20 protein-coding genes are annotated in these 23,648 nt (G+C 63.1%); 18 read left to right on the forward strand and 2 right to left on the reverse strand.

What is annotated here, in order from left to right; all coding sequences use genetic code 11:
* Positions 1–20 precede the first annotated feature (20 nt).
* Positions 21–581 (reverse strand): carboxymuconolactone decarboxylase family protein, encoded by a 561-nt coding sequence (locus NVB75_RS05230; RefSeq protein ID WP_017477603.1) that lies wholly within the window; start codon positions 579–581, stop codon positions 21–23.
* 102 nt (positions 582–683) lie between these two features.
* Between NVB75_RS05230 and NVB75_RS05235 the strand changes: the two genes are divergently transcribed.
* Positions 684–1,589 carry an AraC family transcriptional regulator gene (locus NVB75_RS05235; RefSeq protein ID WP_258346310.1) on the forward strand — a complete coding sequence of 302 codons (906 nt, stop codon included), beginning with the start codon at positions 684–686 and terminating at the stop codon, positions 1,587–1,589.
* Here the strand turns inward: NVB75_RS05235 and NVB75_RS05240 are convergent.
* Positions 1,580–2,497: a LysR family transcriptional regulator gene (locus NVB75_RS05240; protein WP_258346311.1), complete on the reverse strand. Its 918-nt coding sequence runs from the start codon at positions 2,495–2,497 to the stop codon at positions 1,580–1,582. The two genes, NVB75_RS05235 and NVB75_RS05240, sit on opposite strands and share 10 nt — an antisense overlap.
* Positions 2,498–2,615: 118 nt before the next feature.
* Between NVB75_RS05240 and NVB75_RS05245 the strand changes: the two genes are divergently transcribed.
* The 17 genes from NVB75_RS05245 to NVB75_RS05325 all read left to right on the forward strand — a co-directional run bounded on the left by NVB75_RS05245 (position 2,616) and on the right by NVB75_RS05325 (position 23,598).
* Positions 2,616–3,611, forward strand: coding sequence for an aldo/keto reductase (locus NVB75_RS05245; RefSeq protein WP_258346312.1), 996 nt, complete (start codon positions 2,616–2,618; stop codon positions 3,609–3,611).
* 164 nt (positions 3,612–3,775) lie between these two features.
* The gene (locus tag NVB75_RS05250; RefSeq protein WP_258346314.1) at positions 3,776–5,770 is read left to right on the forward strand and encodes a methyl-accepting chemotaxis protein; all 1,995 of its coding nucleotides are present in this window, start codon (positions 3,776–3,778) and stop codon (positions 5,768–5,770) included.
* An 81-nt stretch (positions 5,771–5,851) separates the two neighbouring features.
* Positions 5,852–6,307, forward strand: coding sequence for an SRPBCC family protein (locus NVB75_RS05255; protein WP_258346315.1), 456 nt, complete (start codon positions 5,852–5,854; stop codon positions 6,305–6,307).
* Between the two features lie 154 nt (positions 6,308–6,461).
* The gene (locus tag NVB75_RS05260) at positions 6,462–6,908 is read left to right on the forward strand and encodes a DUF411 domain-containing protein (protein WP_258346316.1); all 447 of its coding nucleotides are present in this window, start codon (positions 6,462–6,464) and stop codon (positions 6,906–6,908) included.
* A 3-nt stretch (positions 6,909–6,911) separates the two neighbouring features.
* Positions 6,912–7,343, forward strand: a complete 432-nt coding sequence (locus NVB75_RS05265) for a YqaA family protein (protein ID WP_258346317.1) — start codon at positions 6,912–6,914, stop codon at positions 7,341–7,343.
* A 56-nt stretch (positions 7,344–7,399) separates the two neighbouring features.
* Entirely contained in the window at positions 7,400–8,413 is a 1,014-nt protein-coding gene (locus NVB75_RS05270) for an alpha/beta fold hydrolase (RefSeq protein ID WP_258346318.1), read from the forward strand.
* A gap of 26 nt (positions 8,414–8,439) precedes the next feature.
* On the forward strand, positions 8,440–9,393 hold the full coding sequence (locus NVB75_RS05275; RefSeq protein ID WP_258346319.1) for a D-2-hydroxyacid dehydrogenase family protein: 954 nt from the start codon (positions 8,440–8,442) through the stop codon (positions 9,391–9,393).
* Positions 9,394–9,855: 462 nt separating this feature from the next.
* Positions 9,856–11,415 carry a glycogen synthase GlgA gene (gene glgA, locus NVB75_RS05280; protein ID WP_063030711.1) on the forward strand — a complete coding sequence of 520 codons (1,560 nt, stop codon included), beginning with the start codon at positions 9,856–9,858 and terminating at the stop codon, positions 11,413–11,415.
* Between the two features lie 17 nt (positions 11,416–11,432).
* Positions 11,433–13,184, forward strand: a complete 1,752-nt coding sequence (gene treZ / locus NVB75_RS05285; RefSeq protein ID WP_258346320.1) for a malto-oligosyltrehalose trehalohydrolase — start codon at positions 11,433–11,435, stop codon at positions 13,182–13,184.
* A complete protein-coding gene (gene malQ, locus NVB75_RS05290; protein WP_258346321.1) occupies positions 13,181–15,265 on the forward strand; it encodes a 4-alpha-glucanotransferase in 2,085 nt (694 codons plus the stop codon). The genes treZ and malQ overlap by 4 nt, the downstream gene beginning before the upstream one ends.
* Complete coding sequence (locus NVB75_RS05295; protein ID WP_258346322.1) at positions 15,262–18,018, forward strand: malto-oligosyltrehalose synthase; 2,757 nt, start codon at positions 15,262–15,264, stop codon at positions 18,016–18,018. The genes malQ and NVB75_RS05295 overlap by 4 nt, the downstream gene beginning before the upstream one ends.
* 23 nt (positions 18,019–18,041) lie before the next feature.
* Entirely contained in the window at positions 18,042–18,308 is a 267-nt protein-coding gene (locus tag NVB75_RS05300; protein WP_258346323.1) for a DUF2934 domain-containing protein, read from the forward strand.
* A gap of 123 nt (positions 18,309–18,431) precedes the next feature.
* Positions 18,432–20,591 carry a glycogen debranching protein GlgX gene (glgX, locus tag NVB75_RS05305; protein WP_258346324.1) on the forward strand — a complete coding sequence of 720 codons (2,160 nt, stop codon included), beginning with the start codon at positions 18,432–18,434 and terminating at the stop codon, positions 20,589–20,591.
* A gap of 1 nt (position 20,592) precedes the next feature.
* Positions 20,593–21,591, forward strand: coding sequence for an acyl-CoA dehydrogenase family protein (locus NVB75_RS05310; RefSeq protein ID WP_258346325.1), 999 nt, complete (start codon positions 20,593–20,595; stop codon positions 21,589–21,591).
* A complete protein-coding gene (locus tag NVB75_RS05315; protein ID WP_258346326.1) occupies positions 21,588–22,346 on the forward strand; it encodes a PIG-L deacetylase family protein in 759 nt (252 codons plus the stop codon). The genes NVB75_RS05310 and NVB75_RS05315 overlap by 4 nt, the downstream gene beginning before the upstream one ends.
* Positions 22,343–22,942 carry a nodulation S family protein gene (locus NVB75_RS05320; protein ID WP_258346327.1) on the forward strand — a complete coding sequence of 200 codons (600 nt, stop codon included), beginning with the start codon at positions 22,343–22,345 and terminating at the stop codon, positions 22,940–22,942. Before NVB75_RS05315 ends, NVB75_RS05320 begins: the two co-directional genes overlap by 4 nt.
* A complete protein-coding gene (locus tag NVB75_RS05325) occupies positions 22,939–23,598 on the forward strand; it encodes a glycosyltransferase family 2 protein (RefSeq protein WP_258346328.1) in 660 nt (219 codons plus the stop codon). The genes NVB75_RS05320 and NVB75_RS05325 overlap by 4 nt, the downstream gene beginning before the upstream one ends.
* The last annotated feature ends 50 nt before the right edge of the window (positions 23,599–23,648 follow it).

Genomic DNA, 23,648 nt, shown 5'->3' on the forward strand with positions numbered 1-23,648 from the left:
TCGCGAACGCTTGCGCGCCTTCAGCTTGCCGGTTTTTCCCAACGGTACTGCGCCAGCTCCGGGTTGAGCGGCGTGCGCGCAAACACGTTGGCGAAATTGCACAGGGTGGCCAGGCTGACGCCCAGAATAACCTCAAGCGCATGACCGTCGGTGTAGCCCGCCTCACGGAATGCGGCGTAGCCGGCGTCGCTGACATCACCGCGGGTGGCGATCACTTCACGGGTGAACGCGGCCAGTGTCTCATAACGCTCGTTGGGCAGTTCGCCACGCTGGCGCAGGGCGTCGATCACGTCTTCCGGCAGCTTGGCCTTGTTGCGCGCTACGGCAGTGTGCCCGGCGACGCAGAAATCGCAACCATGGTTGGTGGCGGCAATCAGTTGCACCACTTCACGGTCGGCCAGGCTCAGGTCGGACTTGGCGTTCAGGCCCGACACGGTGATGTAGGTTTCCAGTGCCGCCGGGGCATTGGCCAGCACCGCCAACAGATTGGGAATGAACCCGGAACCCTTCAGGGCGTTTTCCAGAAAGGGCTTGGCCGCTTCAGGGGCGGTTTCCAGGGTTAGCATCGGTACGCGGGACATGGAGTGGTCTCCTCATGGAATCGTGTACCAAGTCTGTTGGTTATAAAAAATCCGCTCAATAGTCTAAAGTAGCGATTACTTGCTCTAGAGTCTTTCCGTTAGATGAATTCGTCCAGTTCCCTCGTCGATTGGTTATTAGATAGCCTCGAACTCAACACCAGTCTGTTTCACGTCGGGCGTTACTGCGGCGACTGGCACGCCAGCACCCACGGCCTGGCGAGCGCGAGTTTTCACCTGGTGGTGCAAGGGCAGTGCTGGATGCACATCGATGGCGACCCGACCCCTTACCCACTGAACAACGGCGATGCGGTTTTCCTGCTGCGGGACCTGGCCTACCGCTTGTCCAGCGATGGCACTGCCGCCGGCGCCCAGGAATGCCCGCGCAAGCCAATGGTGCCGCTGGACAACCAGGCGAGTGACGGCGTGGGTTTGGTGTGCGGGTTCTTTCATTTCCAGTCCGGGCTGTCGGCGATGATTGTCGACACCCTGCCCGCCTGGATCATCCTGCGGGCCGGTGACCCTTCGCTGACCGCCGCGCGCAACCTGTTCGAATTGATCCTGCAGGAATGCGAGCGCACGCCGGCGCCCTCGCCCGCCTTGCTGGAGCGCCTGTGCCACCTGCTGTTTCTGTACGTGCTGCGCCAACAGGTGCTGGACAACTCCGACCTCGGCGGGCTCGCGGCGCTGGCCCGGCAACCGGCGTTTGCCAACCTGCTGGAACAGTTGATTGCACGCCCCGCCGATCCCTGGACCCTGGAAAGCATGGCGGCCTGCACGGGCTTGTCGCGGTCGGCGTTCTTCAAGCGTTTCAATGAACTCTGCGGCCAGTCGCCGGGGCAAGTGCTGTTGATGATGCGCGTGCGCCACGCCTGCCAGCTGTTCAAGCAAGACCAGACGGTGGCGGACGTATCCCTTGCCGTGGGTTATCAATCGGTCGCCGCCTTTACCCGCGCCTTCCATAAAGTCACCGGGATCCAGCCCGGCGCCTACCGCAAGGCTCAAGGCTGACGCTGCAACCCGTTGCCCGGCCGGGCGCAAAGCTCCACCAGCCAATCGACAAATACCCGCACCCGTTGCGACAGTTGCCGATGGGGCGGGTACAACGCAGTGAGCGGCAACTTCGGCGGCGGCTCATGCGCCAGCACCTCCACCAGCGTGCCCGCTTCCAACTGGCGAACGGCGTGGTAGTACGGCGTCTGCACCAGGCCGTAACCCGCTTCACAGGCCGCCAGGTAGCCGTCGGCACTGTTGACCGCTACTTGCTTGGGCAGGTCGATCAAACGGATATCGTTGCCGATCTGAAACTCCAGGCCATAACGCTTGCCGCTGGTGCTGGAGAAATATTCCACGACTTGATGGCCTGCCAGGTCATCCAGCGTCGATGGCATACCGAACTGCTGCAAGTACCCGGGACTGGCGCAGGTCACTTGATCCATCATTGCCAGCGGCCGGGCCACCAGTGACTCATCCAGCGCCAGGCCGCCGCGCAACACGCAGTCAACGCCTTCGCGGATCAGGTCCACCGGGCGGTCGTTGAGGCCAATTTCCAGATCAATCTGCGGGTAACGTGTGGTGAACTCGGGCATTGCCGGAATCACCAGAAAGCGCCCGATCCCGGACGGCATATCGATACGCAGCGTGCCGCGCGGGTTTCGTCGGCTGGTGGAGAATACCGCCTCGGTTTCCTCAAGGTCCGCCAGCAGGCTCACGCAACGTTGGTAGTAGGCGGCACCGTCCAGGGTCGGGCTGACCTGGCGCGTGGTGCGCTGCAACAGCTGCACCCCCAGATGCGCCTCCAGTTGCTTGATCAGGATGGTGACCGAGGCGCGCGGCAGTTGCAGGCTGTCAGCCGCCTTGGCAAACCCGCCCAGTTCGACAATCCGCACGAACACTCGCATCGCATTAAAACGGTCCACGGGCCGGTTTCCTTCAGGGATTATTTAGAATTTCATAATAGTGATAGTGGTTTTAGCCGGTTTATCCCGCTTTTGTCGAGGGCAACAATGGAGCCCTTCCCACACAGGAGCTGGACCCATGCACACACGTCAACTCGGTAAAAACGGTCCCCAGGTGTCCGCCATCGGCCTCGGCTGCATGGGCATGACCGATTTCTACACCACCGGCACCGACACCACCGAAGCCATCGCCACTCTGCACCGCGCCCTGGAACTGGGGATCAACCTGCTGGACACCGCCGACATGTACGGCCCCCATACCAACGAAGAACTGATTGGTAAAGCCATCGCCGGCAAGCGCGACCAGGTGTTTCTCGCCAGCAAGTTCGGCATCGTGCGTGACCCGGCGAACCCCGCGCTGCGTGGGGTGAATGGCCGTCCCGAGTACATTCGCGACGCCATCGACGGCACCCTGAAACGCCTCGGCGTGGAAACCCTGGACCTCTACTACCAGCACCGCATCGACCCTGAAGTGGCGATTGAAGAAACCGTCGGCGCCATGGCCGAGTTGGTCAAGCAAGGCAAGGTGCGTTACCTGGGCCTGAGTGAGGCCTCGGCGGCCACCCTCGAGCGCGCTCATAAGGTGCATCCCATCAGCGCCCTGCAAAGCGAATATTCGCTGTGGAGCCGTGATCAGGAAGACAACGGTTGCCTCGCCGCCTGCCAACGCCTGGGGATCGCATTTGTGCCTTACAGCCCGCTGGGTCGTGGCTTCCTGACCGGCGCACTGAAAAGTCCGGATGATTTTTCGGCGGATGATTACCGCCGCTTCAGCCCGCGTTTCCAGGGCGAGAACTTTGCGAAGAACCTGCTGCTGGTGGACCAGGTACAAGCCCTGGCTGCCGACAAGGGCGTGACGGCCGGGCAACTGGCGTTGGCCTGGGTGCTGGCGCAAGGGGATTACCTGATCCCGATCCCGGGGACCAAGCAACGCAAGTACCTGGAAGAGAACGTCGCGGCATTGGAGGTCAAGCTCAGCCCGGCCGAGCTGGCGGCGCTGGAGGCGATCTTCCCGGCCAATGCAACGGCAGGGCTGCGTTACCCGGAAGCGGTTATGCAGATGCTGGACAAATAATCCTGCCACGCTGGACCGGGGCTGGCTCGCCAGTTCCGCTCCTTAAATCCTTGCCCTGGATTTTCTTGCACGACAGTGCCTCAAGCTCGCCCTTCCCAAGCCGATAGCCCTTCGAAGCTCTAACAAAGCCGCGTCGCACAATAACGCTTCGTAAGGACGACCCCATGCCCTCATTGCGCTCTATCCAAGCCCGCTACACCCTGTTTCTGGTGCTGTTCGTCCTGTTGTTATTCGTCCTGACGGTCGTGGGCATCGGACAGTTGGTGGCCCCCAAGCTGCGCCACACCGAAGAACAGGTGGCCCTCAATCGCATTGCCGAAGTGGCCGAGCAGATCCAGGGCGAGCTGAACAAGGTTCAGGCCCAGCAACGCAGCATCACCCAAACCATCCCGCTGCTGGACAGCGACGCCATCGACAAGGTGCTGCCCGGCCTGGTGGACCAGTACGGCGAATTGAAAGTGTTCGGCGGCGGCATCTGGCCCCTGCCCAACCAGCGCACGCCGGGACGCAACAAGCACAGCACCTTCTGGCACCGCGATGCCTCGGGCAAGCTGGCGGTCAATACGTTCTGGAACAGCGACGCGGCCCCCAACTACTACGACCAGAGCTGGTACAAAGGCGGCCTCGCCTCGCCGCGCGGCCAGTGCGCCTGGGCAGCGGCCTACAAGGATGACGCCAGCCAGGAGCCGCGCACCAACTGCGCCATGGCGATCCAGCGTGACGGCGCCGCGTATGGCGTCGCCACCATCGACGTGACCCTGGGCTTCTTCAACGACTTGGTGGCCGGCAAGGAAAAAGACCTTGGCGCGCAAATGCTGATTGTCGAAGGCGACGGCAAGATCATCAGCAACAGCACGCGCATCAGCGGCCCGGTGGTGTTGAAAAACATCAGCGAACTGGCCGGCACTTCGGCCTTTGCCGCCCAGGTCAGCGCCGGCCTCGCCCATCGCGACCAATCCCTGCAGCGCAGTGAGTTCGACAACCAGGGCGTGGCCAGCACCTTCTTCATGCGCCCGATTGAGGGCACGCCGTGGTTCCTCGCTACTGCGCTGCCGACTTCGCTGATCACCGCCCAACGTGATGATGTGCTGGGTACGCTGGCGATGTTGCAAATCCCGATGATTCTGCTGCTGGTGCTGTTGCAGGTGTACGCCATCCGCCAGTTGGTACACCGGATGACTGCGCTGAAGACCAATATCGACGCGCTGTCCAACGGCGACGCCGACCTGACCCGGCGCATCACCATTCGTGCCGAGGACGAACTGGGCGCGATTGGCCATTCGGTGAACCGCTTTATCGTCTACCTGCAGAACATGATCGGTGAAGTGACCCAGGCGACCGGCGCCATGTCGTCGAGCCTGGCGCAGTTGCAGCAGACCTCGGCCCAGACCAACCAGATCCTGGTGCGACATGCCTCGGAAACCGACCAGACCGTCACCGCCATCACCGAGATGAGCTCTACCGCCGATACCGTGGCCGAGAACGCCGCCGAAACTGCTGCGTTCACCCAGCGCGCCAACGAGCACGCCGACCGTTCGCGAGTGGTGGTCGGGGAAGCGTCCCGCAGCGTCAGCGCGTTGATCGGCGAAGTTTCCAGCGCCACCCACACCGTGGAAAACATGCGCCAGGATGCCGCGCGCATCACCGAAACCCTCGGCGTGATCGGCGCCATCGCCGGCCAGACCAACCTGCTGGCACTCAACGCGGCCATCGAAGCCGCCCGGGCCGGCGAACAAGGCCGCGGGTTTGCGGTGGTGGCCGACGAAGTCCGCGCCCTCGCTGCCCGTACCCAGGCCAGCACTTCGCAGATCAATGAAATGCTGGCGCGCCTGACCACGGGCGTGAGTTCTTCGGTGACGGCCATGGAAGCCACCCAGGCCAGCTGCCAGTCTGCCGCTGACGCCACGGCAAGGGTCAACACAGGGTTGGACGAGATGGCCGGCTCCGTCAGCCATATCAACAACCTCAGCACCCAGATCGCCACCGCCGCCGAACAGCAAAGCGCGGTGACCGAGGAAATCAACCGCAGCATGGTGCACATCCGCCATATGGTTGAAGAACTGGTGCAAAGCGGCCACGCCACGGAGCACAACACCCAGAGCCTGCTGGATGCCAATGGCCGGGTTATTGCATTGATGGGTCGCTTCAAGGTGCGTTGAAAAAATAGCCTGAAAGCTCCCGTGCAATGCGCGGGAGCCGGACTATTCTGACAGTTCGCTCCGCCACACAGGAGGTGTGTCATGCACGCAGTTGAGCACCCGATCCGTCTGGAGCGGATCAGTCAGGAACGCTATATCCAGGCCCCTATCGAAGCCGTTTACGACTATGTCACCCAACCGGATCGCTGGCATGAATGGCATCCGACATCCCTGGGCGCTGACACCGGCACCACAGGCTCATTGCCCACTGGCCACCGTTTTACCGAGACTATCGACCTGCTGGGTGTGCAGGTACCCATGAGCTATCGCGTGCAGGTTGCGCAGCCACCGCGGGAGTTCAAGACCGCATTTACTTCCCTGGCAGTCGACGGCTGCATTCACTATTTCTTGCAGGCCCAAGGCGACGGCACTTTGTTTACCCGTGTGCTTACCTATGAAACCGAACTGCAACTGACCACCCTGCATGAGCGCATGATCGCCCTGTCCAACCAAGCCCTTGACCAGCTCAAGCAGCGCCTGGAATCCCCGTCTTCCTGACAAAACCGTCATCTCCCTCTCAGTTTTCCGACAGCACCAGGCCGTTATTCTGGTGCTGTCGGCGTTTCGTAAAACCTCGTAACACTCCCGGGAAACCCTTTTGTAAAAAGCGCGGAGAATGCCCGGCTGTTGCCCTTTATCTGACGAGATGATGATGAAAACTACCCTGCGACTGGCCGTGCTGTCGGCCCTGCTCATCAGCCCCCTGGCCCAGGCTGCCGAGCTGATCCCGATTGATGTGCACCGCGATGCCAACTGCGGTTGCTGCAAAAAGTGGATTGCCCACCTGGAAAGCAACGGCTTCAAGGTCAACGACCACGTGGAAACCAACATGAGCGAGGTCAAGCAACGCCTGGGCGTGGCACCGCGCCTGGCGTCGTGCCATACCGGGGTGATCGACGGCAAGTTCGTTGAAGGCCATGTGCCCGCCGATCAGGTGTTGGCCCTGCGCAAGCGCGACGACCTGCTGGGCATTGCCGCACCGGGCATGCCGTTAGGCTCGCCGGGCATGGAGATGGACGGCAGCAGTGATGCCTATCAGGTCATCGGCCTGACTCGCGATGGCAAAGACGTGGTAGTGGCTGACTATCCGGCACGCTGATTGATGCTTGCCGGTTACCTGGGACTGTTTTTCGCCGCCTTCGGCGCCGCCACGCTGTTGCCGATGCAATCAGAGGCGGTGCTGGTGGGGCTGTTGATCAGCGGGCGTTACAGCCTGTGGCTGCTGCTCGGGGTAGCAACGGTTGGCAACGTAGTGGGCTCGGTAGTCAATTGGCTGCTGGGCCGCTCGGTGGAGCGGTTCAAGGAACGGCGCTGGTTCCCGGTGAGTCCGAAGCATCTGGAAAAGGCCCGTACCCACTATCAACGTTGGGGCCATTGGTCATTGTTGCTCAGTTGGGTGCCCATCATCGGCGATCCGCTGACGCTGGTGGCCGGGGTCATGCGCGAGCCGTTCTGGCGTTTCCTGCTGCTGGTGAGCCTGGCCAAAGGGGCGCGCTACGGGGTATTGGCCATGCTCACCCTGCACTGGATTTAATCTCCCGTTAATCCCCTCGCCACAGCATCCGGGCACTGTTCCCGGAGCCTGTACCCATGTCCAAAATCCGCTCACTCTGCGTCGCGAGCCTGCTGCTCGGCAGCGCCCTTCCCGCATTCGCCGCCACCGAGGGCCCGATCTACGGCCCCGAACTGCAAGGTTTCAAATACCCTTACCCGGTGGAACACTTCACCTTCCAGTCCCAGGGCAAATCCCTGCAGATGGGCTACATGGACGTGCCGGCCAAGGGCAAGGCCAACGGGCGCAGCATCGTGCTGATGCACGGCAAGAATTTCTGCGGCGCCACCTGGGAGGATTCGATCAAGGCCCTGAGCGACGCCGGCTACCGAGTGATCGCCCCTGACCAGGTCGGGTTCTGCACCTCCAGCAAGCCGGACAATTACCAGTACAGCTTCCAGCAACTGGCGATCAACACCCACCAACTCCTGGAAAAACTCGGCATTCAGAAAGCCACCCTCCTCGGCCATTCCACCGGCGGCATGCTTGCGACGCGCTACGCCCTGCTCTATCCGCAGCAAACCGAACAGCTGGCACTGGTGAACCCTATCGGCCTGGAAGACTGGAAGGCCATTGGCGTGCCCTACCGCAGCGTGGACCAGTGGTACGAGCGCGAGTTGAAACTGACCGCCGAAGGCATCCGCAAGTACGAGCTCGACACCTACTACGTCGGCCGCTGGAAGCCTGAATACGACCGCTGGGTCGATATGCTCGCCGGCATGAACAAAGGCCCCGGCCACACCCAGGTGGCGTGGAACTCGGCGCTGATTTACGACATGATCTTCACCCAACCGGTGTACTACGAGTTCAAGGACCTGCAGATGCCCACCCTGCTGTTGATCGGCACATCCGACAACACCGCCATTGGCAAAGACCTGGCGCCCCCGGCGGTCAAGGCGAAGATCGGCAACTACGCGGTGCTGGGCAAGCAAGTGGCCAAGCTGATTCCCCACGCCACCCTGGTGGAATTCCCGGGTCTGGGCCATGCCCCGCAAATGGAAGAACCGGCACAGTTTCACAAGGCGCTGTTGCAAGGGCTGAACGCCCTCTAATCCAACCTTTTTCGAGGCACGCGTGCATGTCGGTACAGATCGCAGTGATAGATGATTGGCAGAATGTGGCCCGTGGCGTCGTGGACTGGTCAGTCCTGGCGTCGGTCGGCCAGGTGCACTTCCTCCACGACTACCCGGCGGACACCGCCACGCTGATCGAACGCTTGCAGGGCTTCGAGGTGATTTGCGTGATGCGCGAGCGCACCACTTTCGATCAGGCCCTCCTGCAAGGTTTGCCCAAGCTGAAGTTGCTGGTCACCGGCGGCATGCGCAACGCCGCCCTCGACATCCCCGCAGCCAAGGCCTTGGGCATCCAGGTGTGCGGCACCGACAGCTACAAGCACGCCGCTCCGGAACTGACCTGGGCGCTGATCATGGCGTCCACCCGTAACCTGCTGGCCGAAGCCAATTCCCTGCGCGCCGGCGGTTGGCAGGTGGGCCTGGGCGGTGATCTGCACGGCAAGACCCTGGGGATTCTCGGCCTGGGCAGCATTGGCCAGAAGGTCGCCAAATTTGGCCAGGCCTTCGGCATGCGCGTGATTGCCTGGAGCGAAAACCTGACACCGGAACGCGCCGCCGAAGCCGGCGTGACCTGGGTCAGCAAGCGCGAGCTGTTCGAGCAGGCGGATGTGTTGTCGATTCACCTGGTGCTCAGCGACCGCAGCCGCTGGCTGGTGGACGCCGAGGCGCTGGGCTGGATGAAACCTACAGCGCATCTGGTGAACACGGCCCGCGGGCCGATTGTCGACGAAGCGGCCTTGATTGAAGCCCTGGCCGGTGGCCGCCTGGCGGGCGCGGCACTGGACGTATACGCCCAGGAGCCGCTGCCGGCCGAACACCCGTTCCGCCGTTTGCCCAACGTCTTGGCCACGCCTCATGTGGGGTACGTCAGCGAGCAGAACTACCGCCAGTTCTACCAGCAAATGATCGAAGACATCCAAGCGTGGGCCAAAGGAGTGCCCCTTCGCGCACTAAGCTAGTGCACACCTTTCACCTCCCACTCCCCCCGCGTAGCAGCTGTCGAGCCCCAGCGAGGCTGCGTCGGGCGCACTGCCGATCTTGAACCGGAGCGCGCCCGACGCAGCCTCGCCGGGGCTCGACAGCTGCTACCGGCGCTCATGAAAAAAATTTGTCCTACAAAAATACCCTACAGACCCCACAGGCTCTGGGATCTGTCCTAGACTCATGACCGATGGGTCCGATCCAAAACAAAAACCCCGCAAAAAATCGAAACTTTCCAACTCTGCCACAGGTCAGGTTTAAGGTAAGGCGAGCGCTGACGGTTCATACCGAATGCCCGCCCATCCACTCTATTTAAGACTCCAGCACAACTGGCATAAGCCTTGCCAGTCTGTGTAGCGCTTGTGCGCCTGGCCGCAGGATGCGGTCAACCTTCGCTGATTGCCATATGCCATCAGCCGACCAAAATACGGGAGAGAACCATGATCAGTGCCGCTGTAGATACTCAGGGAGAGCGTTTTAGTCAGCCGGTTGGCGGGCCGACCTCTTTGGTTGACCTTCCCAACGCGGTGCGGCCAGTACCACGTGTCAATCCCAATCGCAAAAAAGTGCTGTTTGTCACGTCCGAAATTGCCGACCTGGTGAAAACCGGCGGCCTGGGCGACGTGTCCGCCGCCCTGCCCCGCGCCATGGCGCACCTGCACGATGTGCGCGTGCTGATCCCTGGCTACCCGCAGGTGCTGGACAGCGACAACCCTATCCATATCATCGGTGAGCTGGGCGGCCACGCGGCATTGCCACCGTGCAAGATCGGGCGCATGGACCTCAAGGACGGCCTGGTCATCTACGTGCTGATCTGCCCCGAGCTCTATGAGCGCGAAGGCACGCCCTACGGCGCCAACAACGGTCGTGACTGGCCCGACAACCATATCCGCTTCGCCCGCCTGGGCCTGGCCGCCGCCGATATTGCCGCCAACCTGGCGCAAATCCACTGGTGCCCGGACCTGGTGCACGCCCATGACTGGCCCGCCGGCCTGGCGCCAGCCTATATGCACTGGCGTGGGTCACGCACCCCGACGTTGTTCACCATTCATAACCTGGCCTACCAGGGTGTGGTCAGCCTGGCCTCGTGCCCGGAACTGGGGATTCCCGAACACGCCTTGCAACAGGAAGGCATGGAGTTCTACGGCAAGCTGTCCTTCCTGAAGGCCGGCATGGCGTATTCCAGCCACATCACCACGGTCAGCGCGACCTACGCCCAGGAAATCACCACCCCCGAATTCGGCTGCGGTCTGGACGGCTTCCTCGCCAGCAAGACCCAGCAAGGCCTGCTCAGCGGTATTCCCAACGGCATTGATGAAAGCTGGGAATCGTCCACCGACCCGCACCTGACTCACCCCTTCAACATCGGTGACTGGGAAGGCAAGGCACAGAACGCCGCCCATGTACGCAACCTGTTCGGTCTGGATGACTCCACCGGCCCGCTGTTCGCCGTGGTATCGCGACTGGTCTACCAGAAAGGCCTGGACCTGACCGAAGCGGTCTCCAGTTTTATCGTCGAAAACGGCGGCCAGATCGCGATCATCGGTCGTGGCGAGCCGGAAGAAGAGCAAGCCATGCGTGCCCTGGCCCTGCGCTTTCCCGGCCAGATCGGCGTGCGCATCGGCTTCAACGAGACCGACGCCCGGCGCATGTTTGCCGGCAGCGACTTCCTGTTGATGCCGTCCCGCTACGAACCCTGCGGCCTGAGCCAGATGTACGCCCAGCGCTTCGGCTCGTTGCCGGTTGCCCGCAACACTGGCGGCCTGGCCGACACCATCGAGAATGGCGTCACCGGCTTCCTGTTTAACGAATCCACTGTCGAAAGCTACAAAGCGGCCCTGAGCCGCGCGTTCAAGGTTTTCGCCTTCCCAGGCTTGCTCAACGCCATGCGTTGCCGGGCCATGGCCGCACCGTTCAACTGGTGCCAGGCAGTGGAACCCTATGCCGAACTTTATGAGCAACTGGTAGCGAAAGCGCTGGGAAGATCGGGGAAACAGTAAAAAAGAGGTCTTCATAGATGCCGTCACGGACTCTGGAAACCTGGCCCCACGGCGCGATCATGCTGGATGCGGAATACACCCGCTTCGCCTTGTGGGCGCCAGACGCGTTTTATGTCAGCGTTGAATTTGAAGAAGGTAAATCGGTAGCGATGCTGCCTCAGGCCGATGGTTGGTTTGTGGTGCAGCTGCAATGCCCACCGGGCACACGCTACCGCTACAACATCGACGGCGAACAGGACGTTCCCGACCCGGCTTCCCGGGCACAGGCCACGGACGTTCACGGCTTCAGCGTGGTGGTCGACCCGCTGGCCTATCAATGGCGCCAAAGCCACTGGCAAGGCCGGCCCTGGCACGAAGCGGTGATCTACGAGTTGCACGTGGGCGTACTGGGGGGCTACGCCGAGGTCGAAAAACAACTGCCGCGCCTCGCCGAACTGGGCGTCACCGCCATCGAATTGATGCCCATCGCGCAGTTCCCCGGCGAACGTAACTGGGGCTACGACGGTGTCCTGCCCTACGCCCCCCAATCTTCCTACGGTTCGCCCGAGCAACTGAAACAGTTGATCGACAGTGCGCACCACCATGGCCTCGCGGTGATCCTTGATGTGGTCTACAACCACTTCGGCCCCGACGGCAACTACCTCGGCACCTACGCCAAAGGCTTCTTTCGCGAAGACGTGCACACGCCCTGGGGTGCCGGCATCGACTTTGACCGCCGGGAAGTCCGGGATTTCTTCATCGACAACGCCCTGATGTGGCTGCTGGAATACCGCTTCGACGGCCTGCGCCTGGACGCCGTGCACGCCATCAACGATCCTGAGTTTCTTGAGGAGCTGGCGCAAAAAGTACGCCAGCAAGTCGACACCGGCCGCCATGTGTGGCTGGTGCTGGAAAACGAATTCAATCAGGCCAGCCTGCTGGAGCGCGGTTTCGATGCGCAGTGGAACGATGACGGCCACAACGCGCTGCACGTGCTGCTCACCGGCGAAACCGACGCCTACTACACCGACTTCGCCGAAGAACCCACCGGCAAACTGGCCCGCTGCCTGAGTGAAGGTTTTATCTACCAGGGCCACACCACGCGCCATGGCCACGCACGCGGCGAGCCCAGCGGCCACCTGCCGCCCAGCGCCTTTGTGCTGTTCCTGCAGAACCATGACCAGATCGGCAACCGCGCTCTGGGCGAGCGCCTGCATCAACTGTGTTCACCCCAGGCATTGAGTGCTGCGACGACCTTGTTGCTGATGTCGCCGATGATCCCGTTGATGTTCATGGGCGATGAAGTCAACGCTGAGGAGCCGTTCCTGTTTTTCACCGACCACCACGGCGAACTGGCCGAGGCGGTGCGCGAAGGCCGGCGTAACGAGTTTGCCGACTTCGCCGCGTTCAGCGACCCCGAACGCCGCGAGCGGATTCCCGACCCCAACTCCCTGCAAACCTTCCGCCGCTCCGCGCCCGCCCTCGCCGACTGCGGCGACTCGCAGCTCTACCGCCAGCTACTGAGCCTGCGCCACCAGCATATCGTGCCGCACCTGCCGGGCAGCGTGGCCCTGGGTGCGCAAGTGCTCGGAGCGGGCGCAGTCACGGCGCGCTGGCGCCTGGGCGACGGTAGCCTGCTGCAAATCGACCTCAACCTGAGCGCCGATTCTCTGAACTACCCGGCCGCCGAGCACCTCCTATTTGTGACGCAGGCCAGCGGGGCCGAACAATTGGCCCCCTTCAGCGCCCGCGTCAGCCTCACCCATTCCCCTGTTGGAGAGCACCCTTGAGCGACGCGCAATTGGAAATACTCGCCAGCCGAGCGGGCCTGGCCGTCGATTGGATCGACGCGAATGGCCGCCCGCAACATGTTAAAGCCGACGCCCTGCGCGCCGTGCTCAAAGGCCTGGGCCACCCGGCCGACAACGACGCCGAGATCGAAGCCAGCCTGCAAGACCTGGAACGCGTGCAACAAGACAAGCACCTGCCGCCCCTGATGACCGCCGACAGCGGCGCGGGCCTCGACCTGGCGCGCTACTTCGCCCCCGGTACGCCATGCCAGATTCACCTCGAAGACGACAGCGTGCTTGACCTGCGCCTGGACGATAATGCGGTGTTGCCCGGATCGATTCCGGTGGGCTACCAACACGTGCATATCGACGACCAGCATTTCACCCTGGCCGTGGCACCGACGCATTGCTACACCGTTGCTGAAGCGGTCGACACCGAGACCGCCCGCGCCTGGGGCCTGAGCGCCCAACTGTATTCCCTGCGCCGCAGCGGCGACGGTGGCTTCGGCGACACCCAGGCCCTGGAGCAACTGGCCCGCGCCGCCGCCGAACGCGGCGCCGATGCCCTGGCCATCAGCCCGATGCACGCGATGTTCAGCGCCGACACCGAACGCTTCAGCCCGTATTCCCCGTCCAGTCGCCTGTTCCTCAACAGCTTGTACGCGTCCCCCGGCTGCATCCTCGGTGAGCGCGCGGTGCAAATCGCCATCGAAGCCAGCGGCCTGGCCGATGAACTGCATGACCTTGAGCAGCAATCACTGATCGATTGGCCGGCCGCGGCCAAAGCCAAGCAGCGCCTCATGCGCACGCTGTATGAAGACTTCCGCCGGGGCGACCACCCGCAACACGCCGACTTCCTGAGCTTCCGTCAGGCCGGCGGTGAAGCCCTGGAAAATCACTGCCGCTTTGAAGCGGTACAAGCCAAACGTGCGGCCGATGGCGAAAGCCTCGACTGGCGTCACTGGCCCGAGGACTGGCAGAGCCCGCAAAGCCCGGCGCTGGTGCAGTTTGCCGAAGCCAATCGGGATGAAATCGGCTTCTACGCTTTCAGCCAATGGTTGATCGCCCGCTGCCTGGAGCGCGCACAACAAGCGGCCCGCGGCAGCGGCATGGGCGTGGGTTTGATCGCCGACCTGGCGGTGGGCGCCGACGGCGGCGGCAGCCAGGCCTGGAGCCGCCAGGATGAACTGTTGGCGGAACTCACCGTGGGCGCGCCACCGGACATCCTCAACCGCGCCGGCCAGGGCTGGGGTATTTCCGCGTTCTCTCCCGAAGGCCTGAAACGCAATGGCTTTCGCGCGTTCATCGAAATGCTGCGGGCCAATTTCGCCCATGCCGGCGGCTTGCGCATCGACCATGTGATGGGCCTGCAACGCCTGTGGGTGATCCCGATGGATGCCTCGCCGCGTGAAGGGGCGTACCTGTATTACCCGGTGGACGACATGCTGCGCTTATTGGCGCTGGAGTCGAGCCGCCATCAGGCGATCGTCCTCGGCGAAGACCTCGGCACCGTACCCGACGGCCTGCGGGAAAAACTCATCGCCCGCTCGATCCTTGGCATGCGTGTGCTGCTGTTCGAGCAAGGCCACGACGGCCAGTTCAAGCCGATTCTGGATTGGCCGGACAACGCGCTGGCCACCACCAGCACCCACGACCTGCCAACCCTCAACGGCTGGTGGCACAGCCGCGATATCGACTGGAATATCCAGTTGGGGCTGATCGACGCTCCCACCGTCGAACAATGGAGCGAACACCGCCTGCGGGAACGCCAGGCGCTGCGCCAGGCCTTGAGCCAGGACCCGCAGAACTTCACCGATGAAGTGCGCAACGAAACCGACCACGTCATCGACGCCAGCGTGCGCTACCTGGGCCACACCCGTGCGCCATTGGTTTTGCTGCCGCTGGAGGATGCCCTGGGCGTTGAAGAGCAATCCAACCTGCCCGGCACCACCGACACCCATCCGAACTGGCGCCGCCGCCTGGCGGGGGATGCAGCCACCCTGCTCGATGATGAAAACGCCGCCCGCCGCCTTGAACTGCTGGCCGTGGCGCGCATCCAGGCCTACGAGCGTGACCGATGAAGCCATTAACACTACGGGCCACCCAGCGCCTGCAATTTCATAAGGGCTTCACCCTCGACGACGCCGTGCCACTGGTGCCGTACTTCGCCGAGCTGGGCATCAGCCATCTCTATGCGTCACCGCTGCTGAGTGCCCGTGCCGGCTCCATGCACGGCTATGACGTGGTCGATCCCACCACCGTCAATCCCGAACTGGGCGGCGAACCGGCGCTGCGCCGGCTGGTAGCAGCGCTGCGCGAACATGACATGGGGCTGATCCTCGATATCGTCTCCAACCATATGGCCGTCGGCGGCGCCGATAACCTGTGGTGGCTGGACCTGCTGGAATGGGGCCGCCTGAGTCCCTACAGCGAGTTCTTCGACATTCAATGGCACTCGCCAGACCCGCTGCTCAAGGGCCAATTGCTGATGCCGTTCCTCGGCAGCGACTACGGCGAAGCCCTGCAAACCGGCGCCTTGCCGCTGCGTTTCGACCCGCAGCACGGCAGCTTCTACGTCGAGCATTACGAACATCGCTTTCCGATCTGCCCAAGAGATTACGGCGAACTGCTGCCGATCAAAATGCTGGCTGACCGCTTCAGCGGCCTGGCTCACCAGCCAGACGCCTACCTCCAGGCCACTGCGCTGAAACAGGAGTTGGTCGAAGCTGCCCGCGATCCGCAAACCTTGAAGGCCATCGAAGATAACCTCAGCCGCTATGACGCGCGCCAGCCCGAAGGGTTTGCCCGCCTGCACAACCTGCTGGAACAACAAAGCTACCGCCTCGCCAGCTGGCGCACGGCGGCGGACGATATCAACTGGCGGCGCTTCTTCGACGTCAACGAGCTGGGCGGCCTGCGGGTTGAGCGCAGCGCGGTGTTCGAAGCGACCCACGGCAAGATCTTCCAGTTGATCAGCGAAGGCCTGATCGATGGCCTGCGCATCGACCATATCGACGGCCTCGCCGACCCGCGCGGTTACTGCCGCAAACTGCGCCGTCGGGTGGACTCCCTGGCCGGTGGGCGGCACTTGCCGATTTTCGTCGAGAAGATCCTCGGCGAAGGCGAAACCCTGCGCGAAGACTGGCAAGTGGACGGCACCACCGGCTACGAATTCATGAACCAGCTGTCGTTGCTGCAACACGACCCCGATGGCTTCGAGCCCCTGGCCGAGTTATGGACGCGCCACACCGAACGCCCGTCGTCGTTTATCGAAGAAGCCTGGCTGGCCCGCCAGCAGATCCTCAATGGCTCCCTGGCCGGCGACTTTGAAAGCGTGGCCCGAGCCCTGCTGCAAGTGGCCCGGGACGATGTGATGAGCCGCGACCTGACCCTGGGTGCGATTCGCCGCGCGTTGCAGGAACTGATCGTGCACTTCCCGGTGTACCGCACCTACATCAGCGCCCGGGGCCGCAGCGAACTGGATGACGTGTTTTTCCTGCAAGCCCTGGCCGGCGCCCGCAGTACCTTGAGCGAAGGCGACTGGCCGGTGCTCGACTACCTGGAAAAATGGCTCGGCGGCCAACCCTGGCGCGACCGCCCCTTGGGCCGCGAACGCAAGATGCTCAAGCACGCCTGCGTGCGCTTCCAGCAACTGACCTCGCCGGCAGCGGCCAAGGCCGTGGAAGACACCGCGTTCTATCGCTCGGGCGTATTGCTGTCGCGCAACGACGTGGGCTTCAGCACCGAACAGTTCAGCGCACCGCTGGAAGATTTCCATGCAGTGAATCAGCAACGCCTGCGCACCTTCCCAGACAACCTGTTGGCCACTGCCACCCACGACCACAAGCGCGGCGAAGATACCCGTGCGCGCCTGGCCGTGCTCAGCGAATGCGCCGAGTGGTATGCCGAACAGGTGGAGCAATGGCGCCCCCTCGCCGCCCGCCTGCGCAGCGATGCCAGCACCCCGTCGGCGGGTGATGAGTTGATCCTCTATCAGGTGCTGTTGGGCAGTTGGCCCCTGGACCTGCATCGTGACGATACCGAGGGCCTGGCGGACTATCACCAGCGCCTCTGGCAATGGCAACAAAAGGCCCTGCGCGAGGCCAAGCTGAACAGCAGCTGGAGCGCCCCCAACGAGTTGTACGAACAAGGGGTCGAAGCGTTCCTGTCTCGGCTGCTGCTGGATGATTCCGGCAAGGCACTGCGCGACGCCATCGGCGAAGCCGCCCAGGCCATCGCCCCGGCGGGCGCGCTCAACGGACTGGCGCAATCCTTGCTTCGCCTCAGCGTGCCGGGCGTGCCGGACCTGTATCAGGGGGATGAGTTCTGGGACTTCACTCTGGTAGACCCTGATAACCGCCGGCCGGTGGACTATCCCGCACGGCAACAGGGGCTGCACACGCCGCCGGACATCGGTGAGCTGGTGTTCCACTGGCATGACGGGCGTATAAAACAGGCGTTGATCAGCCAGGTCCTGGGGTTGCGCAAGGCGCATCCACAGCTGTTTCGCCAGGGCACCTACGAGCCTCTGGAAGTGGTGGGCGAACACGCCGAACGGGTGGTCGCTTTCTACCGGGAATACCAGGGCAAACAACTGCTGGTGGTGGTGCCGCGCTGGCCTCATCGGCTGCTTGGAAACGGTGTATCCCCGCTGATCAACGCGCAAATTTGGGGCGATACCCGGGTCCTTTTACCGTTCGCCGCACCAACTCAAAATTGGAAGGGACTTTTCCGAACAGGCGCAGTCACACCAAACAAGGAGCTCATGATCAGCGCTGCCCTGGGGGACTTCCCGGTCAATGTCTTTATCAATCCTGATGATCAAGAAAGCTGAAATTTTCTGTGAGGAGCATTGCGATGAGTACTGAAGACAAACGCATACGCGAACTGGCGCATCAGATCTGGGAGTCGGAAGGCAAACCCCACGGCGAGGACGCGCGACACTGGGAGATGGCGCGCAAACTGGCGGAAGCCGAAGCATTGACGCCCTCCAAGGCGCCAAAGGCCGCCGCCAAGCCCAAGCCTAAAGCCAAGCCCCCAGCGCCAGCGCCCAAGCCGGCAGCCAAGCCAAGCGCTGCGCCAGCAGCGAAGAAACCTGCTGCGAAGAAGCCCAAGGCACCCTGACCCGAAGATCCTCCTGCGCGTGCGCCCGCACCGCAGGAGGCTATCCAACCACCGATTTCTCTCCGGCTTCACGCCGGCAAGGCCCCGTTCGGCCCGGAAAAACCCTTTTGCAGGAGCATCTCAATGAGCAAACCCAACAAGCCCAACTCGACGCCGGAACACGAGCCGTCGCGGATTCGTGAAGGTTTGCCCTTCCCTCTCGGTGCGACCTGGGACGGTCTGGGGGTCAACTTCGCGCTGTTCTCGGCCAACGCCACCAAAGTCGAACTGTGCATCTTCGACGACAGCGGCGAAGTCGAGCTGGAGCGTATCGAGCTCCCCGAATACACCGACGAGACCTTCCACGGCTACTTGCCCGACGCCCATCCGGGGCTGATCTACGGCTATCGCGTGTATGGTCCATATGACCCGGCCAACGGTCATCGCTTCAACCACAACAAATTGCTGATCGACCCCTATGCCAAGCAGTTGGTGGGCGAACTTAAATGGTCGGAAGCCCTGTTTGGCTACACCATCGGCCATCCGGACGCCGACCTCAGTTTCGACGAACGCGACAGCGCGCCCTTCGTGCCCAAGTGCAAAGTCATCGACCCGGCCCACACCTGGGGCAACGACCAGCCGGTGCGCACGCCGTGGGACCGCACGATCATTTATGAAACCCACTTGCGCGGCATCACCATGCGCCACCCTTCGGTGCCTGAAGAAGTGCGCGGTACCTGCGCCGGGCTGATGGTGGACGATGTGCTCAAGCACATTCGCCAGTTGGGGGTGTCGTCGGTGGAACTGCTGCCGGTGCACGCCTTCGTCAACGACCAGCACCTGCTGCAAAAAGGCATGACCAACTACTGGGGGTATAACAGCATTGCGTTCTTTGCCCCGGACCCGCGCTACCTGGCCAGCGGCAAGATCGCCGAGTTCAAGGAGATGGTTGCGCACCTGCATGAAGCCAAGCTGGAAGTGATTCTGGACGTGGTCTACAACCACACCGCCGAAGGCAACGAGCAAGGCCCGACGCTGTCCATGCGCGGCATCGACAACGCCTCGTACTACCGCCTGATGCCCGATGATAAGCGCTTCTACATCAACGATTCCGGCACCGGCAACACCCTCGACCTGAGCCACCCGTGCGTGCTGCAAATGGTCACGGACTCGTTGCGTTACTGGGCCACCGAGATGCACGTCGACGGTTTCCGCTTCGACCTGGCAACCATCCTTGGCCGCTACCGCGACGGTTTCGACGAGCGCCACAGTTTCCTCGTGGCCTGCCGCCAGGACCCGGTGCTGCGCCAGGTGAAAATGATTGCCGAGCCGTGGGACTGCGGCCCCGGTGGCTATCAGGTCGGCGGCTTCCCGCCGGGCTGGGTGGAATGGAACGACCGCTTCCGCGATACCGTCCGTTCGTTCTGGAAAGGCGACGACGGCCAACTGGCGGACTTCGCCGGGCGCATGACGGCTTCGGGCGAGATGTTCAACCAGCGGGGTCGCCGGCCGTACAGCTCGGTGAACTTCATCACCGCCCACGACGGTTTCACCCTTCACGACCTGGTGTCCTACAACGACAAGCACAACGAAGCCAACGACGAAAACAACCAGGACGGCAGCAACAACAACCTGTCGTGGAACCACGGCGTCGAAGGCCCCACCGACGACCCGGAAATCAACGCGCTGCGCCTGCGCCAGATGCGTAACTTCTTCGCGACGTTGCTGCTGGCCCAGGGCACGCCGATGCTGGTGGCCGGTGACGAGTTCGCCCGCACCCAGCACGGCAATAACAATGCCTATTGCCAGGACAGCGAAATCGGCTGGATCAACTGGGAACTGGATGAAGACGGCAAGGCCCTGCTCAAGTTCGTCAAGCGCCTGATCAAGCTGCGCCTGGCGTACCCGATCCTGCGGCGCGGACGCTTCCTGGTGGGCGACTACAACGAAGACATCGGCGTCAAGGACGTCACCTGGCTCGCGCCGAGCGGTGATGAAATGACCATCGAGCAATGGCAGGACAGCCACGGCCGCTGCCTCGGCATGTTGATGGATGGCCGCGCCCAGGAAACCGGGATTCGCCGCCCAGGCGCCGATGCCACCTTGTTGCTGGTGGTTAACGCGCACCACGACATGGTCAATTTCCGCCTGCCACCGGTGCCGGATGGCGGCTTCTGGACGTGCATGCTCGACACCAACCAGCCAGCGGTGCGGGGCCAGGAGCGCTTCGATTTCGATCACGAATACGCCGTCACCGGGCGTTCGCTGCTGCTGTTTGAATTGCAGCATGAGGACGAGGTGTGACATGGCCTTGCATGAGTTTCTTCGCGGCTACCGGGATTACCCGGACACCCAGGCCCTCGGCGCTGCGCTGAGGGCTTTGGTGGAGGAAGGCCTGGACCAGTTGCCCTTGCCGGGCAGCGGGCAAACGTTGGAACGCTTCAGCCGGCTGGCGCAAGTCGCCGGCCATGACCTGCGGTTGTGCAAGTTGTTTGAAGGCCACACAGACGCCCTGGCGATCATCGCTGAACTCGACAGCCCCTTGCCGCCGGTTGGCAGCACGTGGGGCATGTGGGCGGCCGAACCGCCCACCGCCAAGGTGCGGATCCGGCGTGACGGCAAACGTGTGCGGCTGGAGGGCCGCAAGGCCTGGTGCTCGGGCGCGGCGGTGGTCAGCCACGGCTTGCTCACGGCGTGGGATGAAGAGGATCGCCAGCAACTGGTTGCAGTGGAAATGCACCAGCCCGGCGTAACCGTCACCGATGAGGGCTGGGCGGCCGTGGGCATGGCCGCTACGGGGAGTATTGAAGTGCTTTTCCAGGACGCCGTTGGCCTGGCCATCGGCAAGCCTGGGGACTATTTGGCGCGCCCGGGCTTCTGGCAAGGCGGCATCGGCATCGCCGCCTGCTGGTACGGCGCGGCACAACGCCTAGCCGAGGCCTTGCGTGAGCAGTGCGCAAAACGCGCGGAGCCCCATGCCCTGGCGCACCTTGGCAGCGTCGACAGTGCCTTGCACAGCGCGGCCTGTGTGCTGCGCGACAGCGCCACCCACATTGACCGGCAGCCCAAGGCCGATGCCCGGCTGCTGGCACAACAGGCACGGGCCTGTATCGAAGAAACCGTCGACCAGGTGCTTCACCATGTCGGCCGAGCACTGGGCGCAGGCCCGTATTGCAAGGACCCGCATTTTGCGCAGTTGATGGCCGACTTACCGGTGTACCTGCGGCAAAGTCATGCCGAGCGCGACCTGGCCGCCCTTGGTCAACAAGTCGCCGATGAGCGCCCAGGGAGATGGGAACTATGAAGATCAATCCAATCGTCGGCCAAGGCACGCCCTTGCATTTGTGGCAAAGCTCGTCGCGCCTGGCCGAGCTGCCTTGCGTGGACATTGCCGAACTGGTGCCTGAAGGCAGCCGCGCCGTGATCATCGCGCCACATCCGGACGACGAAGTCCTTGGCTGCGGCGGCCTGTTGCAAGGCCTTGCCGCGCTGGATCGCCCTATTCTGCTGATCTCCGTCACCGACGGCAGCGCCAGTCATCCCGGCTCACGCCGCTGGCCGGTGGAACGCCTGAGCGTGGTGCGGCCGCAAGAGTCGGCGCAGGCCCTGCACCGACTGGGGTTGCCGTTGCACAGCCTGAAATGGTTGCGGGCCGGGTTTAGCGACAGCCAGGTCGCCGCAGGAGAAGAAGACCTGAGCCGCTTCATCGAGCGTTACCTCAAGCCCGGCGACGTGGTCTTCACCACCTGGCGCGAAGACGGCCATTGCGACCACGAGGCCGTGGGCCGTGCCAGTGCCAAGGCGACCCGGGCGGTGGGTGCAACTTTGCTCGAGCTGCCCGTGTGGACCTGGCATTGGGCAACCCCGGAAGACAGCCAGGTGCCCTGGGATCGTGCTCGCAAAATCCTCCTGACACCTGAAGCTGTGGCCCGTAAACGGCACGCCATCCACGCCTTCGCCAGCCAGTTGGAAGGCGACCCGCAGATCGGCCTGCCGCCGGTGCTCGCGCCCTTTGTGCTGGAACGCCTGTTGCAACCTTTTGAAGTGGTGTTTGTATGAGCGTCGCCACCCCCTACTTCGACGAGCTGTTTGCCGGCAACGACGACCCATGGGCCTTTCGCCAACGCTGGTACGAGCGGCGCAAGCGGGCCCTGACCCTGGCACTGTTGACCCGGCCCCGCTACGCCTCGGTTTTCGAGCCTGGCTGCGCCAACGGTGAGCTGAGCTTCGAGCTGGCCCCGCGCTGTGACCGCCTGCTGTGCTGTGACACGGCGCAAGCAGCGGTCAGCCTGGCACAGGCGCGACTGCGCGGCTTCAGCCACGCCACCGTGCAGCAGAGCCGGCTGCCGGAGCAATGGCCCAGCGAGACCTTCGAGCTGATCGTGCTCAGCGAGCTGTGTTACTACCTGGACCCGAAGGACTTCGATGGGCTGATCGATCGCGCCCTCGCCTGCCTGACGCCTGACGGACAAATCCTCGCCTGTCATTGGCGCCCGCCCATCGACGGTTGCCCGCAGACCGCCGAACAGGTGCACGCGCGCCTCGCCCAGCGACTCGACATGCCACACATGGTGCAGCATCACGAAAGCGATTTTCTACTGGACCTGTGGAGCCGGGACGGCACTACGGTCGCTACCCTGGAGGGACTGCGATGATCGGCATCCTGATACCCGTGCATAACGAAGAAAAACTGCTGCCTGAATGCCTGAAAGCCGCAATGGTCGCGGCCAGTCATCCAGGCCTGCTGGGTGAAGAGGTGCAGATTCTGGCGGTGCTCGACAGTTGCAGCGATCGCAGCGCGATGATCGCCCGCGAATACCAGGTACAAACCCTGGAAGTGCAAGCGCGTAACGTGGGCCACGTGCGCGGCGTAGGTGCGCGGCACTTGCTCAACAACGGCGCGCGCTGGATTTCCTGCACCGACGCCGACAGCCGTGTGGCCCCCGACTGGCTGGTGGCGCAACTGGCCCTGGGTGTGGACGCGGTCTGCGGCACGGTGACGGTGGATGCCTGGAGCGAAGGCTTCGACCCGGCGGCGCAAATCCGCTATCTCCAGGCCTATGAGGCCCGAGACGGGCATCGGCATATCCACGGCGCCAACCTGGGCGTCAGTGCCGGCGCCTACGTGCGGGCCGGCGGTTTCGAGCCCCTGCCCTGCCATGAAGACGTGGAACTGGTGCGCCAGCTGGAGCGCTGCGGGGCTTCCATCGCCTGGAGCCACTCGCCCCAGGTGATTACCAGTGCCAGACTGGACTGCCGCGCACAGGGTGGTTTCGGTGACTACCTGAAGAGCCTGATGCAAGCGTCCTGAAAAAATTGCGACACCCGGCGGTGTTAAAGCGGCGATTCATAACTATCATC

The sequence above is a fragment of the Pseudomonas sp. CBS genome (genome assembly GCF_024734645.1).
Taxonomy (GTDB): domain Bacteria; phylum Pseudomonadota; class Gammaproteobacteria; order Pseudomonadales; family Pseudomonadaceae; genus Aquipseudomonas.

Bases quoted from the DNA above. Each gene is read 5' to 3' on its own strand.
- NVB75_RS05230 (WP_017477603.1), bottom strand. From the start codon at position 581: ATGTCCCGCGTACCGATGCTAACCCTGGAAACCGCCCCTGAAGCGGCC.
- NVB75_RS05235 (WP_258346310.1), top strand. From the start codon at position 684: ATGAATTCGTCCAGTTCCCTCGTCGATTGGTTATTAGATAGCCTCGAA.
- NVB75_RS05245 (WP_258346312.1), top strand. From the start codon at position 2,616: ATGCACACACGTCAACTCGGTAAAAACGGTCCCCAGGTGTCCGCCATC.
- NVB75_RS05250 (WP_258346314.1), top strand. From the start codon at position 3,776: ATGCCCTCATTGCGCTCTATCCAAGCCCGCTACACCCTGTTTCTGGTG.
- NVB75_RS05255 (WP_258346315.1), top strand. From the start codon at position 5,852: ATGCACGCAGTTGAGCACCCGATCCGTCTGGAGCGGATCAGTCAGGAA.
- NVB75_RS05260 (WP_258346316.1), top strand. From the start codon at position 6,462: ATGAAAACTACCCTGCGACTGGCCGTGCTGTCGGCCCTGCTCATCAGC.
- NVB75_RS05265 (WP_258346317.1), top strand. From the start codon at position 6,912: ATGCTTGCCGGTTACCTGGGACTGTTTTTCGCCGCCTTCGGCGCCGCC.
- NVB75_RS05270 (WP_258346318.1), top strand. From the start codon at position 7,400: ATGTCCAAAATCCGCTCACTCTGCGTCGCGAGCCTGCTGCTCGGCAGC.
- NVB75_RS05275 (WP_258346319.1), top strand. From the start codon at position 8,440: ATGTCGGTACAGATCGCAGTGATAGATGATTGGCAGAATGTGGCCCGT.
- glgA (WP_063030711.1), top strand. From the start codon at position 9,856: ATGATCAGTGCCGCTGTAGATACTCAGGGAGAGCGTTTTAGTCAGCCG.
- treZ (WP_258346320.1), top strand. From the start codon at position 11,433: ATGCCGTCACGGACTCTGGAAACCTGGCCCCACGGCGCGATCATGCTG.
- NVB75_RS05295 (WP_258346322.1), top strand. From the start codon at position 15,262: ATGAAGCCATTAACACTACGGGCCACCCAGCGCCTGCAATTTCATAAG.
- NVB75_RS05300 (WP_258346323.1), top strand. From the start codon at position 18,042: ATGAGTACTGAAGACAAACGCATACGCGAACTGGCGCATCAGATCTGG.
- glgX (WP_258346324.1), top strand. From the start codon at position 18,432: ATGAGCAAACCCAACAAGCCCAACTCGACGCCGGAACACGAGCCGTCG.
- NVB75_RS05310 (WP_258346325.1), top strand. From the start codon at position 20,593: ATGGCCTTGCATGAGTTTCTTCGCGGCTACCGGGATTACCCGGACACC.
- NVB75_RS05315 (WP_258346326.1), top strand. From the start codon at position 21,588: ATGAAGATCAATCCAATCGTCGGCCAAGGCACGCCCTTGCATTTGTGG.
- NVB75_RS05320 (WP_258346327.1), top strand. From the start codon at position 22,343: ATGAGCGTCGCCACCCCCTACTTCGACGAGCTGTTTGCCGGCAACGAC.
- NVB75_RS05325 (WP_258346328.1), top strand. From the start codon at position 22,939: ATGATCGGCATCCTGATACCCGTGCATAACGAAGAAAAACTGCTGCCT.